The following is a 15,258-nucleotide window of genomic DNA, read 5'->3' as shown; positions in this document are numbered from 1 at the left end:
GTCGGCTGACGCCGACCGCACTTGGAGACTCGCATGTCCACCCACGACTTCGTCGCCATCGGGCTGGGCCCGTACAACCTGGGCCTGGCCTGCCTCACCGCGCCGATCGACGACCTGGACGGGGTGTTCCTGGAGGCCCGCCCCAGCCTGGCCTGGCACCCCGGCATGCTGCTGGAGTCGGCCCGGCTGCAGACCCCGTTCATCGCCGACCTGGTCAGCCTCGCCGACCCGACGTCGCCGTACTCCTTCCTGAACTACCTCAAGGAGATCGGCCGGCTCTACCCGTTCTACATCCGGGAGAGCTTCTACCCGCTGCGCAGCGAGTACGACGCGTACTGCCGGTGGGCGGCGGCGAAACTGCCGAACCTGCGCTTCGGTCAGACCGTGACCACCGTGGAGTACGACTCCGCCGACGAGCGGTACGTGGTCCGGGCCGACACCGGCGCGGGCGAGACGGTGGAGTACCGGGCCCGGCACCTGGTGCTCGGCACCGGCACCCCGCCCTACCTGCCCGACGCCGTCGCCGCGCTGCCCGGCGACGCGGTGCACAACTCCCGCTACCTGGAGCACCGCGACGCGCTGCGCACCAAGCGCAGCATCACCGTCGTGGGCAGTGGACAGAGCGCCGCCGAGATCTACCACGACCTGCTCGGCGACATCGACCGGTACGGCTACCAGCTCAACTGGGTGACCCGTTCGCCGCGGTTCTTCCCGCTGGAATACACCAAGCTGACGTTGGAGATGACCTCACCGGACTACGTGGACTACTTCCACGCGCTGCCCGAGGCGACCCGCTACCGGCTGGAGAGCGAGCAGAAGGGTCTGTTCAAGGGGATCAACTCCGACCTGATCAACGACATCTTCGACCTGCTGTACGCGCACAGCGTCGACGGGCCGGTGAACACCCGCCTGCTCACCAACACCGAGCTGGTCGGCGCCGACCACCAGGACGGGACGTACACCCTCGGGTTGCGTCAGGTGGAGCAGGAGCGCGACTTCACGCTGCGGACCGAGGGCCTGGTCTTCGCCACCGGCTACCACTACCGGGTGCCGGAGTTCCTCGACCCGGTGCGCGAGCGGATCCGCTGGGACGCGCACGGCCGCTTCGACGTGGCCCGCAACTACAGCATCGACCACGGCGGGCGGGGGATCTTCCTGCAGAACGCGGGCACCCACACGCACAGCATCACGTCACCGGACCTGGGCATGGGCCCCTACCGCAACTCCTGGATCATCCGCGAGCTGCTCGGCCGGGAGCACTACCCGATCGAGAAGAGCATCACCTTCCAGGAGTTCGGGGTGCCGTCGTGAGCGTCGTCTTCGCCCGCGTCGACGACCGGCTCGGTGAGTTCGCTCTGCGTACGCTCGACCCGGACGCCGACGCCGCGCTGCTGCACCGGTGGGTGACCCACCCGAAGGCGGCGTTCTGGCTGATGCAGGACGCCGACGAGGCCCGGGTGACCGAGGAGTACGCGCGCATCGCCGCGCACCCGCACCACGACGCGTACCTCGGGCTGTGGCGGGGGAGTCCCGCCTTCCTCGCCGAACGGTACGACCCGGCCCACGTCGAGCTGGTCGGCCGCTACGACCACGAACCCGGTGACGTGGGCATGCACTTCCTCTGCGCCCCGGTCGGCACGCCGGTGCACGGCTTCACCCGGGCGGTGCTGACCACCGTCATGGCCTGGCTCTTCGCCGACCCGACGACCCGGCGGGTGGTGGTCGAACCGGACGTCCGCAACACCGCCGTGCACGCGCTGAACGCGGCCGTCGGGTTCGAGGTCGTCGGCCCGATCGCCAAACCGGAGAAGGACGCCCTGCTCAGCGTCTGCACCCGTGCACAGTTCGAAGCCGCCGTCGCCCGCGCCGCAGCGGATCGCGCCGCCACCACCCGAACCGAAGGAGCCCCGGCGTGACCGCCACCGCCGTCCCCACCCCGACGTCCGCCACCGCCGGGAACGCCGCCGGCAGCCCGGTCGGCCACCTCACCCCGGAGCGCTGGGCCCGGGCCAACCGGCTGCTGGTCCGCAAGGCGCTCGCCGAGTTCACCCACGAACGGCTGCTCACCCCGCAGTCCGTGCCCGGCCCCGACGACCGCCAGTGGTACGAGGTCCGCAGCGACGACGACACGGTCAGCTACCGGTTCGCCGCCCGGGTGCTCGCCCTGGAGCACTGGCAGATCGACGCGGACAGCATCACCCGGCACCGCGACGGCACGTCGCTGCCGCCCGACGCGGTGGACCTCGTCGTCGAGCTTCGCGGCACCCTCGGGCTCTCCGCGCGGGTGCTCCCGGTCTACCTGGAGGAGATCACCTCGACGTTGGCCGGCACCGCGTACAAGCTGGCGCAGGCCGCGCCGAGCGCCGCCGAGCTGGCCGAGGCCGATTTCCAGACCATCGAGACGTCGATGACCGAGGGCCACCCGTGTTTCGTGGCCAACAACGGTCGGCTGGGCTTCGGCGTGGACGAGTACCACAGCTACGCCCCGGAGGTCGCCGCGCCGGTCCGGCTGGAGTGGCTCGCCGCGCACCGGGACCACTCGACGTTCAGCAGTGCCGCCGACCTCGACTACGACCGGCTCATCGAGGGCGAGTTGGACGCGGAGACCCGGGCCCGCTTCGCCGCCACGATGACCGCTCTGGGCCTGGACCTGGCCGACTACCACCTGATCCCCGCGCATCCGTGGCAGTGGTGGAACAAGCTGGCGGTCACCTTCGCCGGGGAGCTGGCCGAGCGCCGCCTGGTGCACCTCGGCCCCGGACCGGACGTGTACCTGGCCCAGCAGTCCATCCGCACGTTCTTCAACGTCAGCGAGCCGAGCCGGCACTACGTGAAGACCGCGCTGTCGGTGCTGAACATGGGTTTCATGCGGGGCCTGTCGGCCGCGTACATGGCGGCGACCCCGGCGATCAACGACTGGTTGGCCGACCTGATCGCCGGCGACGAGGTGCTGACCGGCACCGGTCTGACCGTGATCCGGGAGCGGGCCGCGGTCGGTTACCGGCACCGGCAGTACGAGGCGGCGACCGACCGTACCTCCCCGTACCGCAAGATGTTGGCCGCCCTGTGGCGGGAGAGCCCGGTGCCCGACCTGGCGCCGGGGCGTCGACTGTCCACCATGGCCGCGCTGCTGCACGTCGACGCCGACGGCGGGTCGCTCGCGGCGGCGCTGATCGCCCGGTCCGGGCTGACGCCCGAGGTGTGGCTGCGCCGGTACCTGGACGCCTACCTCACCCCGTTGCTGCACAGCTTCTACGCCCACGACCTGGCGTTCATGCCGCACGGCGAGAACGTCATCCTCGTCCTCGACGAGAACGACACCGTCGAGCGGGTGATCTTCAAGGACATCGCCGAGGAGATCGCGGTGATGAGCGCCGACGTCGAGCTGCCGGAGGCGGTCGAGCGGATCCGGGTGGACGTGCCCGACGACACCAAGCTGCTGAGCATCTTCACCGACGTGGTGGACTGCTTCCTGCGCCACCTCAACGCGGTCCTGGTCGAGGCCGGCGTGATCGCCGAGGACGACCTCTGGCGTACCGTCGCGGCCTGCGCCGCCGACTACTTCGACCGGGTGCCGCACCTGGCCGAGCGGGTCCGCCACTACGACCTGTTCGCACCGGAGTTCACGCTGTCCTGCCTCAACCGGCTCCAACTGCGGAACAACCAGCAGATGGTCGACCTGGCCGACCCGTCGGCGGCTCTGCAGTTCGTCGGCACCCTCACCAACCCCCTCGCCGCCCACGCCCCGGCCCGGTGACCGTGCCGGGGTCTGGTCAGCGGGCGGGCGAACGGGTGCAATGGGGCCCATGGGATTCCTGAGCACCGTGAGCCTGTTCGCCGCCACAGTGACGACCGGCCTGACCGCCGGGCTGTTCGCGGCCTTCGCGTACGCGGTCATGCCGGGTCTGGGCCGTGCCGACGACCGGACGTTGGTGCTCGCCATGCAGCGGATCAACGAGTCGATCCTCAACGGGTGGTTCGCGGTCTGCTTCGGTGGCGCGCTGCTGTTCACGCTGCTGGCGGCGGCGCTGCACCTGGGCGCCGACCGCCGGGCGGCGCTGCCGTGGATCGTCGCCGGGCTGCTGGCCTACCTGGTGGTGCTCGGCGTCACCGCGGTGGTCAACGTGCCGCTCAACAACGTGCTGGCCCGCGCCGGCGACGTCGACCGGGTCGCCGACCTCGCGGCGGTGCGGGAACGCTTCGAAAGCACCTGGGTACGCGGCAACGTGGTGCGGGCCGTCGCGTCGACCGGCGCGTTCGGGCTGCTGGCCTGGGCCCTGGTGGTGGCGGCACGGCAGTCCGGCTGAGCCGGTCGCGGCTCAGTCGGTCGGCTCCGCCGCACCGGCCTGCCGGAACGCGCGTGCCAGCCGGGCCAGGTCGTGACCCTCGAAGTGTTGGAGGAACCGGCGACGGACGGCGGCCAGGTGGCTGGGCCAGGACTCTTCCAGGCGGGCGAAGCCCGCGTCGGTGAGGACGGCGTTCCAGCCCCGGGCGTCCTCCTCGCAGCGTTCCCGCTTGACCAGGCCCTGCGTCTCCAGGCGGATGATCGTGCGGGTCATGCCGCTGAGCGACAGGTAGCAGAGCGCGGCGAGTTCGTGCATGCGCAGCCGCCGGTCCGGTGCCTCGGAGAGGTTCATCAGGGCGGTGTACTCAGTGAGTGGTAGCTGACGGTCACCGACCATGTCCGCGTCGATCGTGCGGGGCAGCGTGTACATCACCTGCCCCAGGGCGCGGACCAGGGCCTCCTCGTCAGGGGTGAGGGGTTGCGGAGTCTCCGCGGAGGGGTTGGACATCCTCATATCATACTTGTTTGACTGAGCAAATGGTTACCCTCCGTGTGACGACGACCATAGGCGAGGTATTTGCTTGACCAATCAAGCACCGGTTAGCGTTCTCGCCGTCAGGTAAGGACCCTCTGAAAGGCGCCACACATGACCAGGATCGGGATCATCCTCGGAAGCACCCGTCCGGGGCGTAACGGCGAAGCCGTCGCCCGCTGGGTGCTCGAGATCGCCAAGCAGCGCAACGACGCGGAGTACGAGCTGATCGACCTGCTCGACTACCAGCTGCCGCACCTCGACGAGGCGTACCCGCCCTCGATGGGCCAGTACTCCCAGCCGCACACCAAGCGGTGGGCCGAGACGATCGCCTCGTACGACGGCTTCGTCATCGTCACCCCGGAGTACAACCACTCCACCTCGGGTGCCCTGAAGAACGCCATCGACTTCCTGTACGCCGAGTGGAACAACAAGGCCGTCGGCTTCGTCAGCTACGGCTCGGTCGGCGGCGCCCGCGCCGTGGAGCACCTGCGGCTGATCTCCGGTGAGCTGCAGATGGCGGACGTGCGCTCGCAGGTCGCGCTGTCGCTGTTCACCGACTTCGAGAACTTCAGCACCTTCAAGCCCGGCCCGTTCCAGCAGGACGCGCTGACCACCACGCTCGACCAGGTGGTCGCCTGGAGCGCCGCGCTCGCTCCGCTGCGCAAGGCCTGAGCGTTCCGCTCCTCGGAAACGGCCGCGGGACCATCCCGCGGCCGTTTCCGTGCGTTCCGGCGTCCAGTGCGCGGGCCCAGCCCCGCTGCGCTCAACGCGTCGCCAGTGGGTGGGTGGTGCCCTCGGCGACCGCCCGAAGCTTGTCCGGGTTCGCGACGTTGTGGATGGTGACGATCCGCCCGCCGGCGTCGATGTCGAAGGAGACGGTGGCGACCACCCGGCCCGCACCGCTGAACACCAGTCCCGGTCCACCGTTGATCTCGACCAGGTCGGCGCGCATGTCGTGCGGCGCAACGCCCTGGTAGGGGACGGTGCCGATGGCCGCGAACCAGGCGGCGACCGTATCCGCGCCTCGGATGGGACGCAGGGCCTGGCGAACCTTCCCACCACCGTCCGTCCACAACGTGACGTCCGGGGACAGGAGTTCCAGCAGGGTGTTGATGTCGCCACCGGTCGAGGCGGCGAGGAATCGCTCGGTGACGCCGCGCTGCTGCGACGGGTCGGCGGTGAAACGTGGCCGCTGGGCCCGTACGTGCTCGCGGGCGCGGTGGGCGGTCTGCCGGACCGCGGCCTCGGAGCGCTCCACCGCCACCGCGATCTCCGCGTGGCTGAACGCGAAGACCTCCCGCAGGACGAACACCGCACGTTCCAGTGGGCTGAGAGTCTCCAGCACCACCAGCATCGCCATCGACACGGACTCCGCGTCGGTGACGGCGTCGGCGGTGTCCCCGTCGGTCAGGATCGGCTCGGGCAACCACGGTCCGACATAGATTTCGCGTTGTCGTCGGGCCGATCGCAATCGCTGCATCGCGAGGTTCGACACGATGCGGGCGAGGTACGCCTTGGGATCCGCGACCTGGGAACGGTCCGCCGAGGACCATTTGATCCAGGCGTCCTGCACCGCGTCCTCGGCATCGGCCGCGGTCCCGAGAATCCGGTAGGCCACCGAGAACAGCAGGTTGCGATGACTGTGGAACACCTGCTCGTCGACGTCGGGCGGGTGGGTCACCGCGCGTCCCGCACCCGAGTGAAGCGACCGCCGCGTGGCCAGAAAGCACCGGAGGAGGGCAGCCGGGACATGCGGCGGTAGGTCGGCCAGGGCGAGGCGCTCACGGTCTCCTTGTACCAGACCGCCGTCCGCCCGGTCAGGCATCCTCGGCGAGGGCTGTCGTCGGGGCGGGTGAACTGCACGACCGCATCGTTGCGGCCCAGGCTCACCGGCGTGTGGTAGTAGCCGAACCGGAACGGCTTGGGCCGCCGACCCCGCAGCGTGCGGGCGATCGACACCGCCGCGTGCACGCCGGTCGGCATGCCGCTCTGGCAGGTGCCGTGTAGAACTCCGTAGCTCTGCCGGATCGCGGCCGTATCGCCGATCGCGTACACGTCGGGGTGCGACACCGACCGCAACGTGGTGTCGGTGACCACCAGGCCGCGTTCGTCGACGGTCAGACCTGCGGCGGCCGCCAGCGGCGCCGCCCGTGTCCCGGCCGTCCAGAGGACGACGTCCGCCGCCACTGTCTCCGCACCGGCCAGCACCACCCCGTCGGGAAGGACCGCCGTGACTGGGGCGCCGCTGAGCACGCGGACACCGAGGCGGGTGAGCGCGGCCCGCAGGTACGCTCGGGCCTTCGTGTTCATGGCCGCGCCGGGATCCTGCCGGCCCACCAGCGTGACGTCGAGCCCCGGGTGTCGTTCCGCGATCTCCGCAGCCGCCTCCACACCGGTCAACCCGCTGCCGACGACGACGACGGTGCCGCCGCCGAGCCGGGCCAGCCGGTCGGCCAGCGCTGGCGCGCCGCTCGGGCCGTCCAGGGTGTACGCGTGGTCCTCGGCGCCCGGCACCGCCGCCGTGTCGGTCACGCTGCCCAACGCGTAGACCAGGGTGTCGTAGCGCAGCTCCCGGCTGTCGTCGACCCGGACGGTCTTCGCCTGCGCGTCGACTGCCGTGACCCAGCCGCGCACGAACTGCGCACCGGTCACCGCCAGCAGTTCGGGGATGTCCAGCTCGGCGAGCTGCTGCCCGGTCGCCGCCATGTGCAGCCGGAGGCGCTCGGTGAACCTTTCCCGCGCGTTGACGACGGCCACCTGTACGTCGGCCCGCCTGGTCCGTGCCGCGAGTTGGGTCGCCGCGGCCATGCCCGCGTAGCCCGCGCCCAGGATCAGAACGCGGTGCGGGCCCGCCGTGGCCTGTCGATGTGACGCACTCATTGTTTCGCCTCTCTGATCAGGTTGACGACCACGAGATGCGGGGCGCGCGTCGGTTCGTGACATCGGTGCGATGTGACGCCCGCCACGGCCTGCGTCGTACGGCTGTGCCCACTAGCGTTGACGCGATGAGCCGATCAGGCGCCGCTGGTAGGGCACCGCTGTGGCGGGACCGCACCTTCGGCACGTACTGGGTCGCGCAGTCGCTCTCGGCGGCCGGCGACTCGTTCGCCTATCTCGCGGTGCCGCTGCTGGTCCTCCAGGCGACCGGGTCGGTGGCGCGGATGGGCCTGCTCACCGCCGTCGCGGGTGCGGCGTCCGTCGCCGCCGGGGTCTTCGGCGGCGTGCTTGTCGACAGGTACGACCGCCGCACCCTGATGATCGTGGCGGACCTGACCCGGTTGGTGCTCTACGGCCTGGTGCCGCTGGCGTGGCTCGCCGGCCCACAGGTGTGGCTGCTCTTCGTGGTGCTGCCGATCTGCGAGGCCGCCGGCATGGTGTTCCAGGTCGCCGCGGTGACCGCGGTGCGCAACCTCGTCGACCGGGATCGGATCACCGAGGCCAACGGCCGGTTGCAGGCGACGTACGCGGCGGCCGCCGTGCTCGGGCCGCTGCTCGCCGGTGTGGTGGCGGCCCGCTTCGGCCCGGCGACCGCCGTCGCCGTCAACGCGGCGAGCTTCGCGCTCTCCGCCGCCGGACTGTGGCTGATCCGTCTGCGCCCCGCACCTGTCGACACCGGCCCCCGGGAGCGCCCGTTGGTCGAGTTCCTCGCCGGGGCGCGGTTCCTGTGGCGGCAGCCCGTCCTGCGCGCGCTGACCGTCCTGCTGTCGGTCTTCATCTTCCTGACCTACGGCTTCGTCGACGTGCTGATCTACCACGTCACCCATGACCTCGGCCGCTCCGAGGGCACCGTCGGCACGGTGCTCGGGCTGGCGGCGCTGGGCACGGTCACCGGTGCGCTACTGGTGGCCCCGCTGCGCCGACGACGCGGATTCGGCGCCACCTGGATCGGCGCGCACGCCGTCTGCGGCTTCGCGGTGGCGGGCGTCGGCCTCGCGACGAGCGTGCCGGCGGTCACCGCGCTGACCGCCGTGTACCTGTGTTGTGTGAGCGTCGGCGGGATCTGCTCGATGTCGCTGCGCCAGGAGATCACCCCCGACCACCTGCTCGGCCGGGTCACGTCGGCCTTCTGGAGCACGCACTACGCCCTCGGCCCGGCCGGTGCGGTCGTGCTGACCTGGGCCGCCGGTCGATACGGCGTGGCGGTGGTCACCCTCGCTGCGGGCGCGGGATGCCTGCTGGTCGCGGTCGGCGGCCTCTTCAGCCCGATCCGCCGCGCCGGAGCGGAGCCGACCGCGGCGCCGTCGGCGCTGAGCGCGGCCCCGGCCGGCGGCACCGTCGGCGGTTGAGGCCCTGTCGAGCTGATGCCACAAACGATTCACCTGTCTGAGAAGGGCCGGTCCGGGCAGCGGGGGGCGGTCGCGCCGGGGTAGCGGGGCGATCGCGGCCGGGAGGCGGGGGGCGGTCGCGCCGGGGTGGCGGGGGGCGGTCGCGCCGGGGTGGCGGGATCGATCGCGCCGGGTGGCGGTAGACGCACCGGCGGCGCGGCGGGTCCCGATTCGTTTGTGACATCAGCTCCACAGGACCCGACCACCGCCACGGGGCTCCGAGCGGAAGCCGGTCAGAACTCCTGGTACATGACGTGCAGGCCGACCCGGCCGAGGGCGGGGTGACGGAACGCGCCCGGCACCGTGCCGATCACCGCGAAGCCCTCCCGCCGGTACAGCTCCACCGCCGACCTGTTGCTCTCCGCGACGGCGTTGAACTGCATGCCCGCGTACCCCTGCTCGCGGGCCCAGGTCAGGGCGTCGCGGCACAGCGCGGTGCCGACGCCCCGGCCCCGGGTGTCGGCGGCGACCATGAAGCTCGCGGTGGAGACGTGCGCTCCCGGCCCCGGCTTGTTGGCGCCCATCTTCGCGGTGCCCAGCACCCGCTCGCCGTCCACCGCGACGACCGTCCGGCCCGGTGCCACCTCCACCCACACGGCGTACGCCTGCTCGGCGGTCATCGTCGGGTCGTAGGTGAAGGTCTCCTCCGCCCGGATCACCTCCTGGATGATCGGCCACACCTGCGACCAGTCCGCCGCTTCGAAATCCCGAATCCGCACGGCCAGCACGCTAGGCGGCGGCCCGGCGTCGGAGCAACGAGAATTCGGTCAGCTCGTGGCGAGCGCGGCGATCTCCTCATCGAGCAGACCCGTCAGTCGGGCGTGCCGCCCCGGGTGGGTGCGAGCAGTCATGCCACGGCTGGGCATCTCCACTGTCATCAGCAGGTACAGATGCAGCCGGTACAGACCCAGCCGACGACGCGCCGAGGCGTCCAGCAGCAGCGGCTCGGCGGCGGCAGCCCGGTAGCCGCGCAGCAACGGGTGCTCCGGGTCGTCCTCGACCCGCCGGTACAGCAGCGGCGAGACCAGGTCCAGCAGCGGATCGCCGTAGAGGAACCGTTCGCCGTCCACCAGACCGCGCAGCCGCAGCCGGCCGTCCGCGTCGGGCGCGGCCAGCACGTTGCCGTCCCAGCAGTCGAAGTGCAGCAGCGCCGGGCGACGCACCTCGTCCAGCACGTCGGCGTGCCGATCCACCAACGTGTGCAGGCGCTCCGGGGAGACCGGCAGCCGGACGTCCCAGTCGGACGCGTCGGCGAGCAGCGCGTCGAGCATCGCCGTGAACGCGGCCCGCCAGGTCGACCCGGACGGCCGGTCCCCGTCGTAGCCGAACCGGTCGCCGGTGATCCGGTGCACCGCGGCGAGGGCCGCCCCGAGATCGTGGCGCGCCGGGCCGTCGTCGACCGCGACACCGGCCCCGGCCAGGTCGGACAGCGACCGGCCGGGCAGCATCGTGGTGACCAACCACTCGCCGTACGCCGCGTCGGCGCCGTGATGCAACACGACCGGCGTCGGCACCTCGGGCGCACGGTCGGCGACGAGCCGGAAGTAGTCGGCCTCGGCCGTGCAGAGCCCGCGCTCGTAGCGCAGCAGCGGAGTCCCGGCCGGCGGAGCCACCTTCAGCACCACCCGGCGGTCGTCGTCGAGCGACGCCCACCAGACCGTCGCGTATCCACCTCCGGTCAGCGGCCCGGTGTCCCGGACCCGGGTGTGCGGCCCGAACGACGCACTGATCAGATGCGCCACGTCGGTGCTGGTGAGGCGCCGCTGGGTCGGGCTGACCTCGGTCACGTCGCCGCCTCTCCCCGCCGTGCGCGCGGCATCGCTCCGGCGGTGGCGCGGACGGCAGGCGGAACGGGCCCGGCGCTGGCCCGGCGGACCAGCTCGGCGGCGAGCACCTCGACCCGGGGCGCCGGTGCCCCGGGACCGAGCACCAGGGACATCGCCCGCGCTCCCATGTCGACGAGGGGCAGTCGGACGGTGGTCAGCGCCGGGGTCACGTCGCGGGCGATCGGCATGTCGTCGAAGCCCACCACCGACGTCTGCTGCGGCACGGCCAGCCCGCGCGCTCGCAGGGTGGCGAGCGCGCCGATGGCCATCGAGTCGTTGAGCGCCACGATCGCGGTCAGCTCCGGATCGGCGTCGAGCAGTCGGGCGGTCGCCTCCGCGCCGCCGTCGCGGTCGAACTCCGCGTACCGGATGCGCCGTTCCGGCAGCTCGCGGCCCTGCTCGGTGAGGGCCTGACGGAGGCCGGCCAGCCGATCGGTCGTGGTGGTCAGGATCCGTGGACCGGCGACGACACCGATCGCCCGGTGCCCCAGCCCGCACAGCTCCCGACCGGCCAGGTAGCCGCCGGTCCGGTTGTCCGGCATCACCGCGTCGCCGGAGTGCTCGTGTCGGCCGATCACCGCGACCCGCCCGCCGGTCGCCTCGTATGCGGCGAGCTTCTCGTTGAGCTGCCTGGTGAACGCCTCGTCGTGGTAGCCGGAGCCGGCCAGGATCAACGCCGCCACCTGGTGCCCGCGCAGCAGCTCCACGTACTCCAACTCCCGGTCCGGGTCCCGGTAGCTGTTGCAGATCATCAGCAGCCGGCCCTGGTCGGTGGCGACGCGTTGCAGCCCACGGGTGATCTCGGCGAAGTACGGGTCGGAGACGTCGTGCACGATCACGCCCACCGCGCTGCGGTGCGAGCGCGCCAGCAGTTGGGCGTGCGCGTTCGGCACGTACTGCAACTCGGCGACGGCGGCGAGCACCCGCTCACGCAGCTCGTCGGTGACCGGTTTGCTGCTGCCGTTGATGACGCGGGAGGCGGTGGCGGGTGAGACGCCCGCGCGGCGCGCCACATCGGACAGGGTCGCCATGGCCCGCCCCCTCGATCTGTTGACGGCGTTTCGTCGTGCCGACTAGCGTCACGGTACCGCAGAGAAAGCCCTTTCCCGCAGGGAGGCCCGGCCGTGTCCGACAGCTTCGCGGTACTTCAACTCGACGAACTCCCCGCCCGGCGCTGCTCGTGCGGGACCACCCGCCGAGGCTTCATCGCCGAGAGCGACGGCCAGGCCAGCGTCCACCTGCTCCAGGTGCAGGACGCGGTCACCCACCACCACCGGATCGCCACCGAGTACTACATCGTGCTCGCCGGTGAGGGCGAGGTCGAATTGGACGGCGTGCGGCACCCGGCCCGACCGATGTCCGCCTTCCTGATCAAGCCGGGTTGCCGGCACCGGGCCATCGGCGACCTGACCGTGCTGCTGGTGTCGCTGCCGGCGGCGGACGACACCGACGAGTACTTCGATGCCTGACCGGTCGGTGCCCCTGCCCGGCGGGATCGGGGTCTCCCGGCTCCGCGTCTACGACACCCTCGCCCCGGACGGGCTGGTCGGGGGCACCCCGCACGTGCACCTGTGCTGCACCGAGGGGTACGTGGTGACCGGCGGCGAGGGCGCGGTGCAGACGCTGAGCGCCGCCGGTTTCCGGGAGACGCCACTGCGGCCGGGTGCGGTCGTCTGGTTCGAGCCGGGCACCGTGCACCGCCTGGTGAACGGGGGAGGGCTGAGCATCGTGGTGCTCATGCAGAACAGCGGGTTGCCCGAGGCCGGTGACGCGGTGCTGACCTTCCCGCCCGATGTGCTGGCCGACCCGGACGCGTACGCCGCCGCGGCGGCACTGCCCGACGGGGGAGCGCCGGGCGCCGACGTGCGGGCCGCGTACCGGCGACGTGATCTGGCGGTGGCCGGGTTCCAGGCGCTGCGGTCCGGCGGGCCGACGGCGCTGGCCGCCTTCCACGCCGCCGCGGTAGCGCTGCGCGAGCCGCTGCTGGCGCGCTGGCGGCAGCGCTGGGAGGCCGGCGCGGGCCGGGCCGCCGCCGAGACCGGCGACCAGCTCGACGCCCTGGAGCGGGGGGATCTTCGGCACCTGGGCGAGGCCGGCGTGTACGCGGTGGGCGAGCCGGTCGAGCGGGGTCGGCTGGGCATGTGCGGCCTGCTGGACACCTACCCGGCGGCCTCCTGACGGGTGCTGCCGTCCTCGGACGAATACATCGAGGAAAGGCCTTGCCCGGCATCGAGGTGCCGCCTACGCTCCCAGGAAAGCGTTTGCCTGATCCGCCGATCGGCCCGGATGCCGGTGCCGTGCCGGGCGCCCGAGGAGGTTTCGCGTGACCGAGAACTCTTTGGACACCGCAGGTCGGCGCGCCGACGCCGAGGCGGTGGACAGCGAGCGGGCAGCTCCGACCACAGTCGACGAAACGGCGTCGTCCGGTGCGCCGAACGGCGGTGGCCGCCCGCCCCGGCCGACGCTCGGTCGCCGGGCGGCGGCCTTCGCCGACTCGCTCTGGCGGCCGGCGCTGGTGCTCGCGGTCCTCTTCGCCGCCTGGTGGTTCGTGGCCGCCCAGGAGTACGTCCCGAACTACCTGGTGCCCACCCCCGGCCAGGTCTGGGAGACGATGACCGGTCAGTGGTCCGACCTGGCGCGGCACACGCTGGTCACCCTCTACGAGACGGTGCTCGGCTTCGTGCTGGCCGCCGCGTTGGGTCTGGCGACCGCGGTCGCCATCGCCTACTCCCGCACCCTGGACAAGGCGCTCTACCCGATCGTCCTGTTCGCACAGGTCATCCCGAAGATCGCGATCGCGCCGCTGCTGGTGGTCTGGTTCGGCCTCGGCCTCACCCCGAAGATCATCCTGGCCGTGCTCATCGCGTTCTTCCCGGTGGTCATCTCCGGCGTGGCCGGGCTGCGTTCCACCGACCCGGAGTTGCTCGACCTGGCCGCCACCATGGGCGCCGGGCCCTGGCGCACCTTCCGCAAGATCCGTTTCCCGAACGCGTTACCGCACCTCATGGCCGGTCTCAAGGTGGCGGTCACCCTCGCGGTGGTCGGTGCCGTGGTCGGCGAGTTCGTCGGCGCCAGCGAAGGGCTCGGCTACGTCCTGTTGCTGGCCAACGGCAACCTCGACGCCCCGCTGCTGTTCGCCGACCTGATCCTGATGTCCGCCATCGGCATCGTCCTGTTCGTCCTGGTCGAGATCGCCGAGGCACTGCTCATCCCGTGGCACGCCAGTCGCCGGGCCGGCGTGTCCCTGACCACCTCCTGACCGACCCCATCACGGAGGCACCGATGAAACGCACCGCCACCACCATCCTGGTCACCGCCGCCCTGCTGTTCGCCGCCACCGGCTGCGGTGGGGACGACTCCGCCGGCACTACCGGCGCCGACGGCAGGAAGCAGGTCACCCTGACCCTGAACTGGGTGCCCTACGGCGAGCACGCGCCGTTCTACTACGGCCTGCAGAACGGCTACTACTCCGCCGAGGGCATCGACCTGAAGATCCTGCCCGGCAACGGCTCGGGCAACACGGTCAAGCAGGTCGCCCAGAAGCAGACCGACTTCGGCTGGGCCGACAGCCCGGTGCTGCTCAAGTCGGTGGCCACCGGGATGCCGGTGCGCAGCCTCGGCGCGTACCTGGAGAAGGGCCCCTCCTCGGTGGAGTTCTTCGCCGACAAGGCCGTCAAGACACCGGCGGACCTCAAGGGCAAGACCGTCGGGGGTACGCCCGGCGACGCCCTCTACGCGACCTTCCCGGCCTGGCTGGAGAAGAACGGCCTCCAGCAGACCGACGTCAAGGTCGTCAACGTCGACGCCGCCGGCAAGATCGCAGCGCTGGCCGAGGGCAGGGTCGACGCCATCATGGGCTTCTTCCACGACCAGGCGCCCACCATCGAGAGCAAGACCGGCAAGAAGGTCGACGTCCTGCTCTTCGCCGACTACGGGATGAACCTGCTCGGCACCGGCCTGATCGCCAACACCCAGACCCTGCAGAAAGACCCGGAGTTGGCCCGCAAGTTCGTCAAGGCCACCCAGAAGTCCTGGGCCGACGCCGCCCGCGACCCGGCCGGCGCGGTGACCGCGATGGCCGCGCTCGCCGAGAACGAGCCGGCGCCCGAGGTGCTCACCAAGCAACTCACCCTCGTGCTGCCGCTGCTCGGCGGCGAAGGACCGCCCGGGGTGAACACCGAGGCCCAGTGGACCGAGACCATCGACCTGATGTCCCGCTACGCGGAGCTGAAGGACCCGGGCGCGCCGGACGCGTACTGGGACTCCTCGTACGCGGCGCAGGGGTGA

At 71.6% G+C, this 15,258-nt stretch carries 16 protein-coding genes; 10 read left to right on the top strand and 6 right to left on the bottom strand.

What is annotated here, in order from left to right:
- The first annotated feature begins 33 nt into the window (after nucleotides 1–33).
- From O7616_RS22685 to O7616_RS22670, 4 genes are all read left to right on the top strand, one after another.
- Nucleotides 34–1,311, top strand: coding sequence for a SidA/IucD/PvdA family monooxygenase (locus O7616_RS22685; RefSeq protein ID WP_282303831.1), 1,278 nt, complete (start codon nucleotides 34–36; stop codon nucleotides 1,309–1,311).
- Nucleotides 1,308–1,916, top strand: coding sequence for a GNAT family N-acetyltransferase (locus O7616_RS22680; RefSeq protein ID WP_282303830.1), 609 nt, complete (start codon nucleotides 1,308–1,310; stop codon nucleotides 1,914–1,916). Before O7616_RS22685 ends, O7616_RS22680 begins: the two co-directional genes overlap by 4 nt.
- Before the next feature lie 101 nt (nucleotides 1,917–2,017).
- A complete protein-coding gene (locus tag O7616_RS22675; RefSeq protein WP_282307697.1) occupies nucleotides 2,018–3,757 on the top strand; it encodes an IucA/IucC family siderophore biosynthesis protein in 1,740 nt (579 codons plus the stop codon).
- A gap of 49 nt (nucleotides 3,758–3,806) precedes the next feature.
- Nucleotides 3,807–4,307, top strand: coding sequence for an anthrone oxygenase family protein (locus tag O7616_RS22670; protein WP_348773830.1), 501 nt, complete (start codon nucleotides 3,807–3,809; stop codon nucleotides 4,305–4,307).
- Nucleotides 4,308–4,319: 12 nt separating this feature from the next.
- Here the strand turns inward: O7616_RS22670 and O7616_RS22665 are convergent, their stop codons facing one another.
- Nucleotides 4,320–4,793 (bottom strand): MarR family winged helix-turn-helix transcriptional regulator, encoded by a 474-nt coding sequence (locus O7616_RS22665; RefSeq protein WP_282259075.1) that lies wholly within the window; start codon nucleotides 4,791–4,793, stop codon nucleotides 4,320–4,322.
- Between the two features lie 138 nt (nucleotides 4,794–4,931).
- Here O7616_RS22665 and O7616_RS22660 point away from each other — a divergent pair, with 138 nt between their 5' ends.
- Nucleotides 4,932–5,492, top strand: a complete 561-nt coding sequence (locus O7616_RS22660; protein WP_282259076.1) for an NAD(P)H-dependent oxidoreductase — start codon at nucleotides 4,932–4,934, stop codon at nucleotides 5,490–5,492.
- 91 nt (nucleotides 5,493–5,583) lie between these two features.
- Here O7616_RS22660 and O7616_RS22655 read toward each other — a convergent pair whose 3' ends face one another.
- Entirely contained in the window at nucleotides 5,584–6,501 is a 918-nt protein-coding gene (locus O7616_RS22655) for an RNA polymerase sigma-70 factor (protein WP_282303828.1), read from the bottom strand.
- Nucleotides 6,498–7,700: an FAD-dependent oxidoreductase gene (locus O7616_RS22650; RefSeq protein WP_282303827.1), complete on the bottom strand. Its 1,203-nt coding sequence runs from the start codon at nucleotides 7,698–7,700 to the stop codon at nucleotides 6,498–6,500. Before O7616_RS22650 ends, O7616_RS22655 begins: the two co-directional genes overlap by 4 nt.
- Nucleotides 7,701–7,825: 125 nt before the next feature.
- On the opposite strand from O7616_RS22650, the gene O7616_RS22645 reads away from it, so the two are divergent.
- Nucleotides 7,826–9,106 (top strand): MFS transporter, encoded by a 1,281-nt coding sequence (locus O7616_RS22645; protein WP_282303826.1) that lies wholly within the window; start codon nucleotides 7,826–7,828, stop codon nucleotides 9,104–9,106.
- A 272-nt stretch (nucleotides 9,107–9,378) separates the two neighbouring features.
- On the opposite strand, the gene O7616_RS22640 is transcribed toward O7616_RS22645, so the two are convergent.
- The 3 genes from O7616_RS22640 to O7616_RS22630 are packed head-to-tail and all read right to left on the bottom strand — an operon-like array spanning nucleotide 9,379 to nucleotide 12,002.
- Nucleotides 9,379–9,864, bottom strand: coding sequence for a GNAT family N-acetyltransferase (locus O7616_RS22640; RefSeq protein WP_282303825.1), 486 nt, complete (start codon nucleotides 9,862–9,864; stop codon nucleotides 9,379–9,381).
- 48 nt (nucleotides 9,865–9,912) lie between these two features.
- Complete coding sequence (locus O7616_RS22635) at nucleotides 9,913–10,932, bottom strand: phosphotransferase (protein ID WP_282303824.1); 1,020 nt, start codon at nucleotides 10,930–10,932, stop codon at nucleotides 9,913–9,915.
- Nucleotides 10,929–12,002, bottom strand: coding sequence for a LacI family DNA-binding transcriptional regulator (locus O7616_RS22630; RefSeq protein WP_282259085.1), 1,074 nt, complete (start codon nucleotides 12,000–12,002; stop codon nucleotides 10,929–10,931). The genes O7616_RS22635 and O7616_RS22630 overlap by 4 nt, the downstream gene beginning before the upstream one ends.
- Before the next feature lie 93 nt (nucleotides 12,003–12,095).
- Between O7616_RS22630 and O7616_RS22625 the strand changes: the two genes are divergently transcribed.
- The 4 genes from O7616_RS22625 to O7616_RS22610 all read left to right on the top strand — a co-directional run bounded on the left by O7616_RS22625 (nucleotide 12,096) and on the right by O7616_RS22610 (nucleotide 15,258).
- Nucleotides 12,096–12,440, top strand: coding sequence for a cupin domain-containing protein (locus O7616_RS22625; RefSeq protein WP_282303823.1), 345 nt, complete (start codon nucleotides 12,096–12,098; stop codon nucleotides 12,438–12,440).
- Complete coding sequence (locus O7616_RS22620; RefSeq protein ID WP_282303822.1) at nucleotides 12,433–13,149, top strand: cupin; 717 nt, start codon at nucleotides 12,433–12,435, stop codon at nucleotides 13,147–13,149. Before O7616_RS22625 ends, O7616_RS22620 begins: the two co-directional genes overlap by 8 nt.
- Nucleotides 13,150–13,294: 145 nt before the next feature.
- Entirely contained in the window at nucleotides 13,295–14,230 is a 936-nt protein-coding gene (locus O7616_RS22615) for an ABC transporter permease (RefSeq protein ID WP_282303821.1), read from the top strand.
- Between the two features lie 23 nt (nucleotides 14,231–14,253).
- Entirely contained in the window at nucleotides 14,254–15,258 is a 1,005-nt protein-coding gene (locus O7616_RS22610) for an ABC transporter substrate-binding protein (RefSeq protein ID WP_282259087.1), read from the top strand.

Origin of the sequence: Micromonospora sp. WMMD964, assembly GCF_029581455.1 — a bacterium.
Taxonomy (GTDB): Bacteria; Actinomycetota; Actinomycetes; order Mycobacteriales; family Micromonosporaceae; genus Micromonospora.
The sequence above is the reverse complement of the archived record's forward strand: the minus strand, read 5'-3'. Positions and strand labels throughout refer to the sequence as shown.

What these genes read in the sequence shown, in the direction of transcription:
- O7616_RS22665 (WP_282259075.1), bottom strand. Translation starts at nt 4,793, where the DNA reads ATGTCCAACCCCTCCGCGGAGACTCCGCAACCCCTCACCCCTGACGAG.
- O7616_RS22630 (WP_282259085.1), bottom strand. Translation starts at nt 12,002, where the DNA reads ATGGCGACCCTGTCCGATGTGGCGCGCCGCGCGGGCGTCTCACCCGCC.
- O7616_RS22650 (WP_282303827.1), bottom strand. Translation starts at nt 7,700, where the DNA reads ATGAGTGCGTCACATCGACAGGCCACGGCGGGCCCGCACCGCGTTCTG.
- O7616_RS22610 (WP_282259087.1), top strand. Translation starts at nt 14,254, where the DNA reads ATGAAACGCACCGCCACCACCATCCTGGTCACCGCCGCCCTGCTGTTC.
- O7616_RS22670 (WP_348773830.1), top strand. Translation starts at nt 3,807, where the DNA reads ATGGGATTCCTGAGCACCGTGAGCCTGTTCGCCGCCACAGTGACGACC.
- O7616_RS22660 (WP_282259076.1), top strand. Translation starts at nt 4,932, where the DNA reads ATGACCAGGATCGGGATCATCCTCGGAAGCACCCGTCCGGGGCGTAAC.
- O7616_RS22645 (WP_282303826.1), top strand. Translation starts at nt 7,826, where the DNA reads ATGAGCCGATCAGGCGCCGCTGGTAGGGCACCGCTGTGGCGGGACCGC.
- O7616_RS22685 (WP_282303831.1), top strand. Translation starts at nt 34, where the DNA reads ATGTCCACCCACGACTTCGTCGCCATCGGGCTGGGCCCGTACAACCTG.
- O7616_RS22620 (WP_282303822.1), top strand. Translation starts at nt 12,433, where the DNA reads ATGCCTGACCGGTCGGTGCCCCTGCCCGGCGGGATCGGGGTCTCCCGG.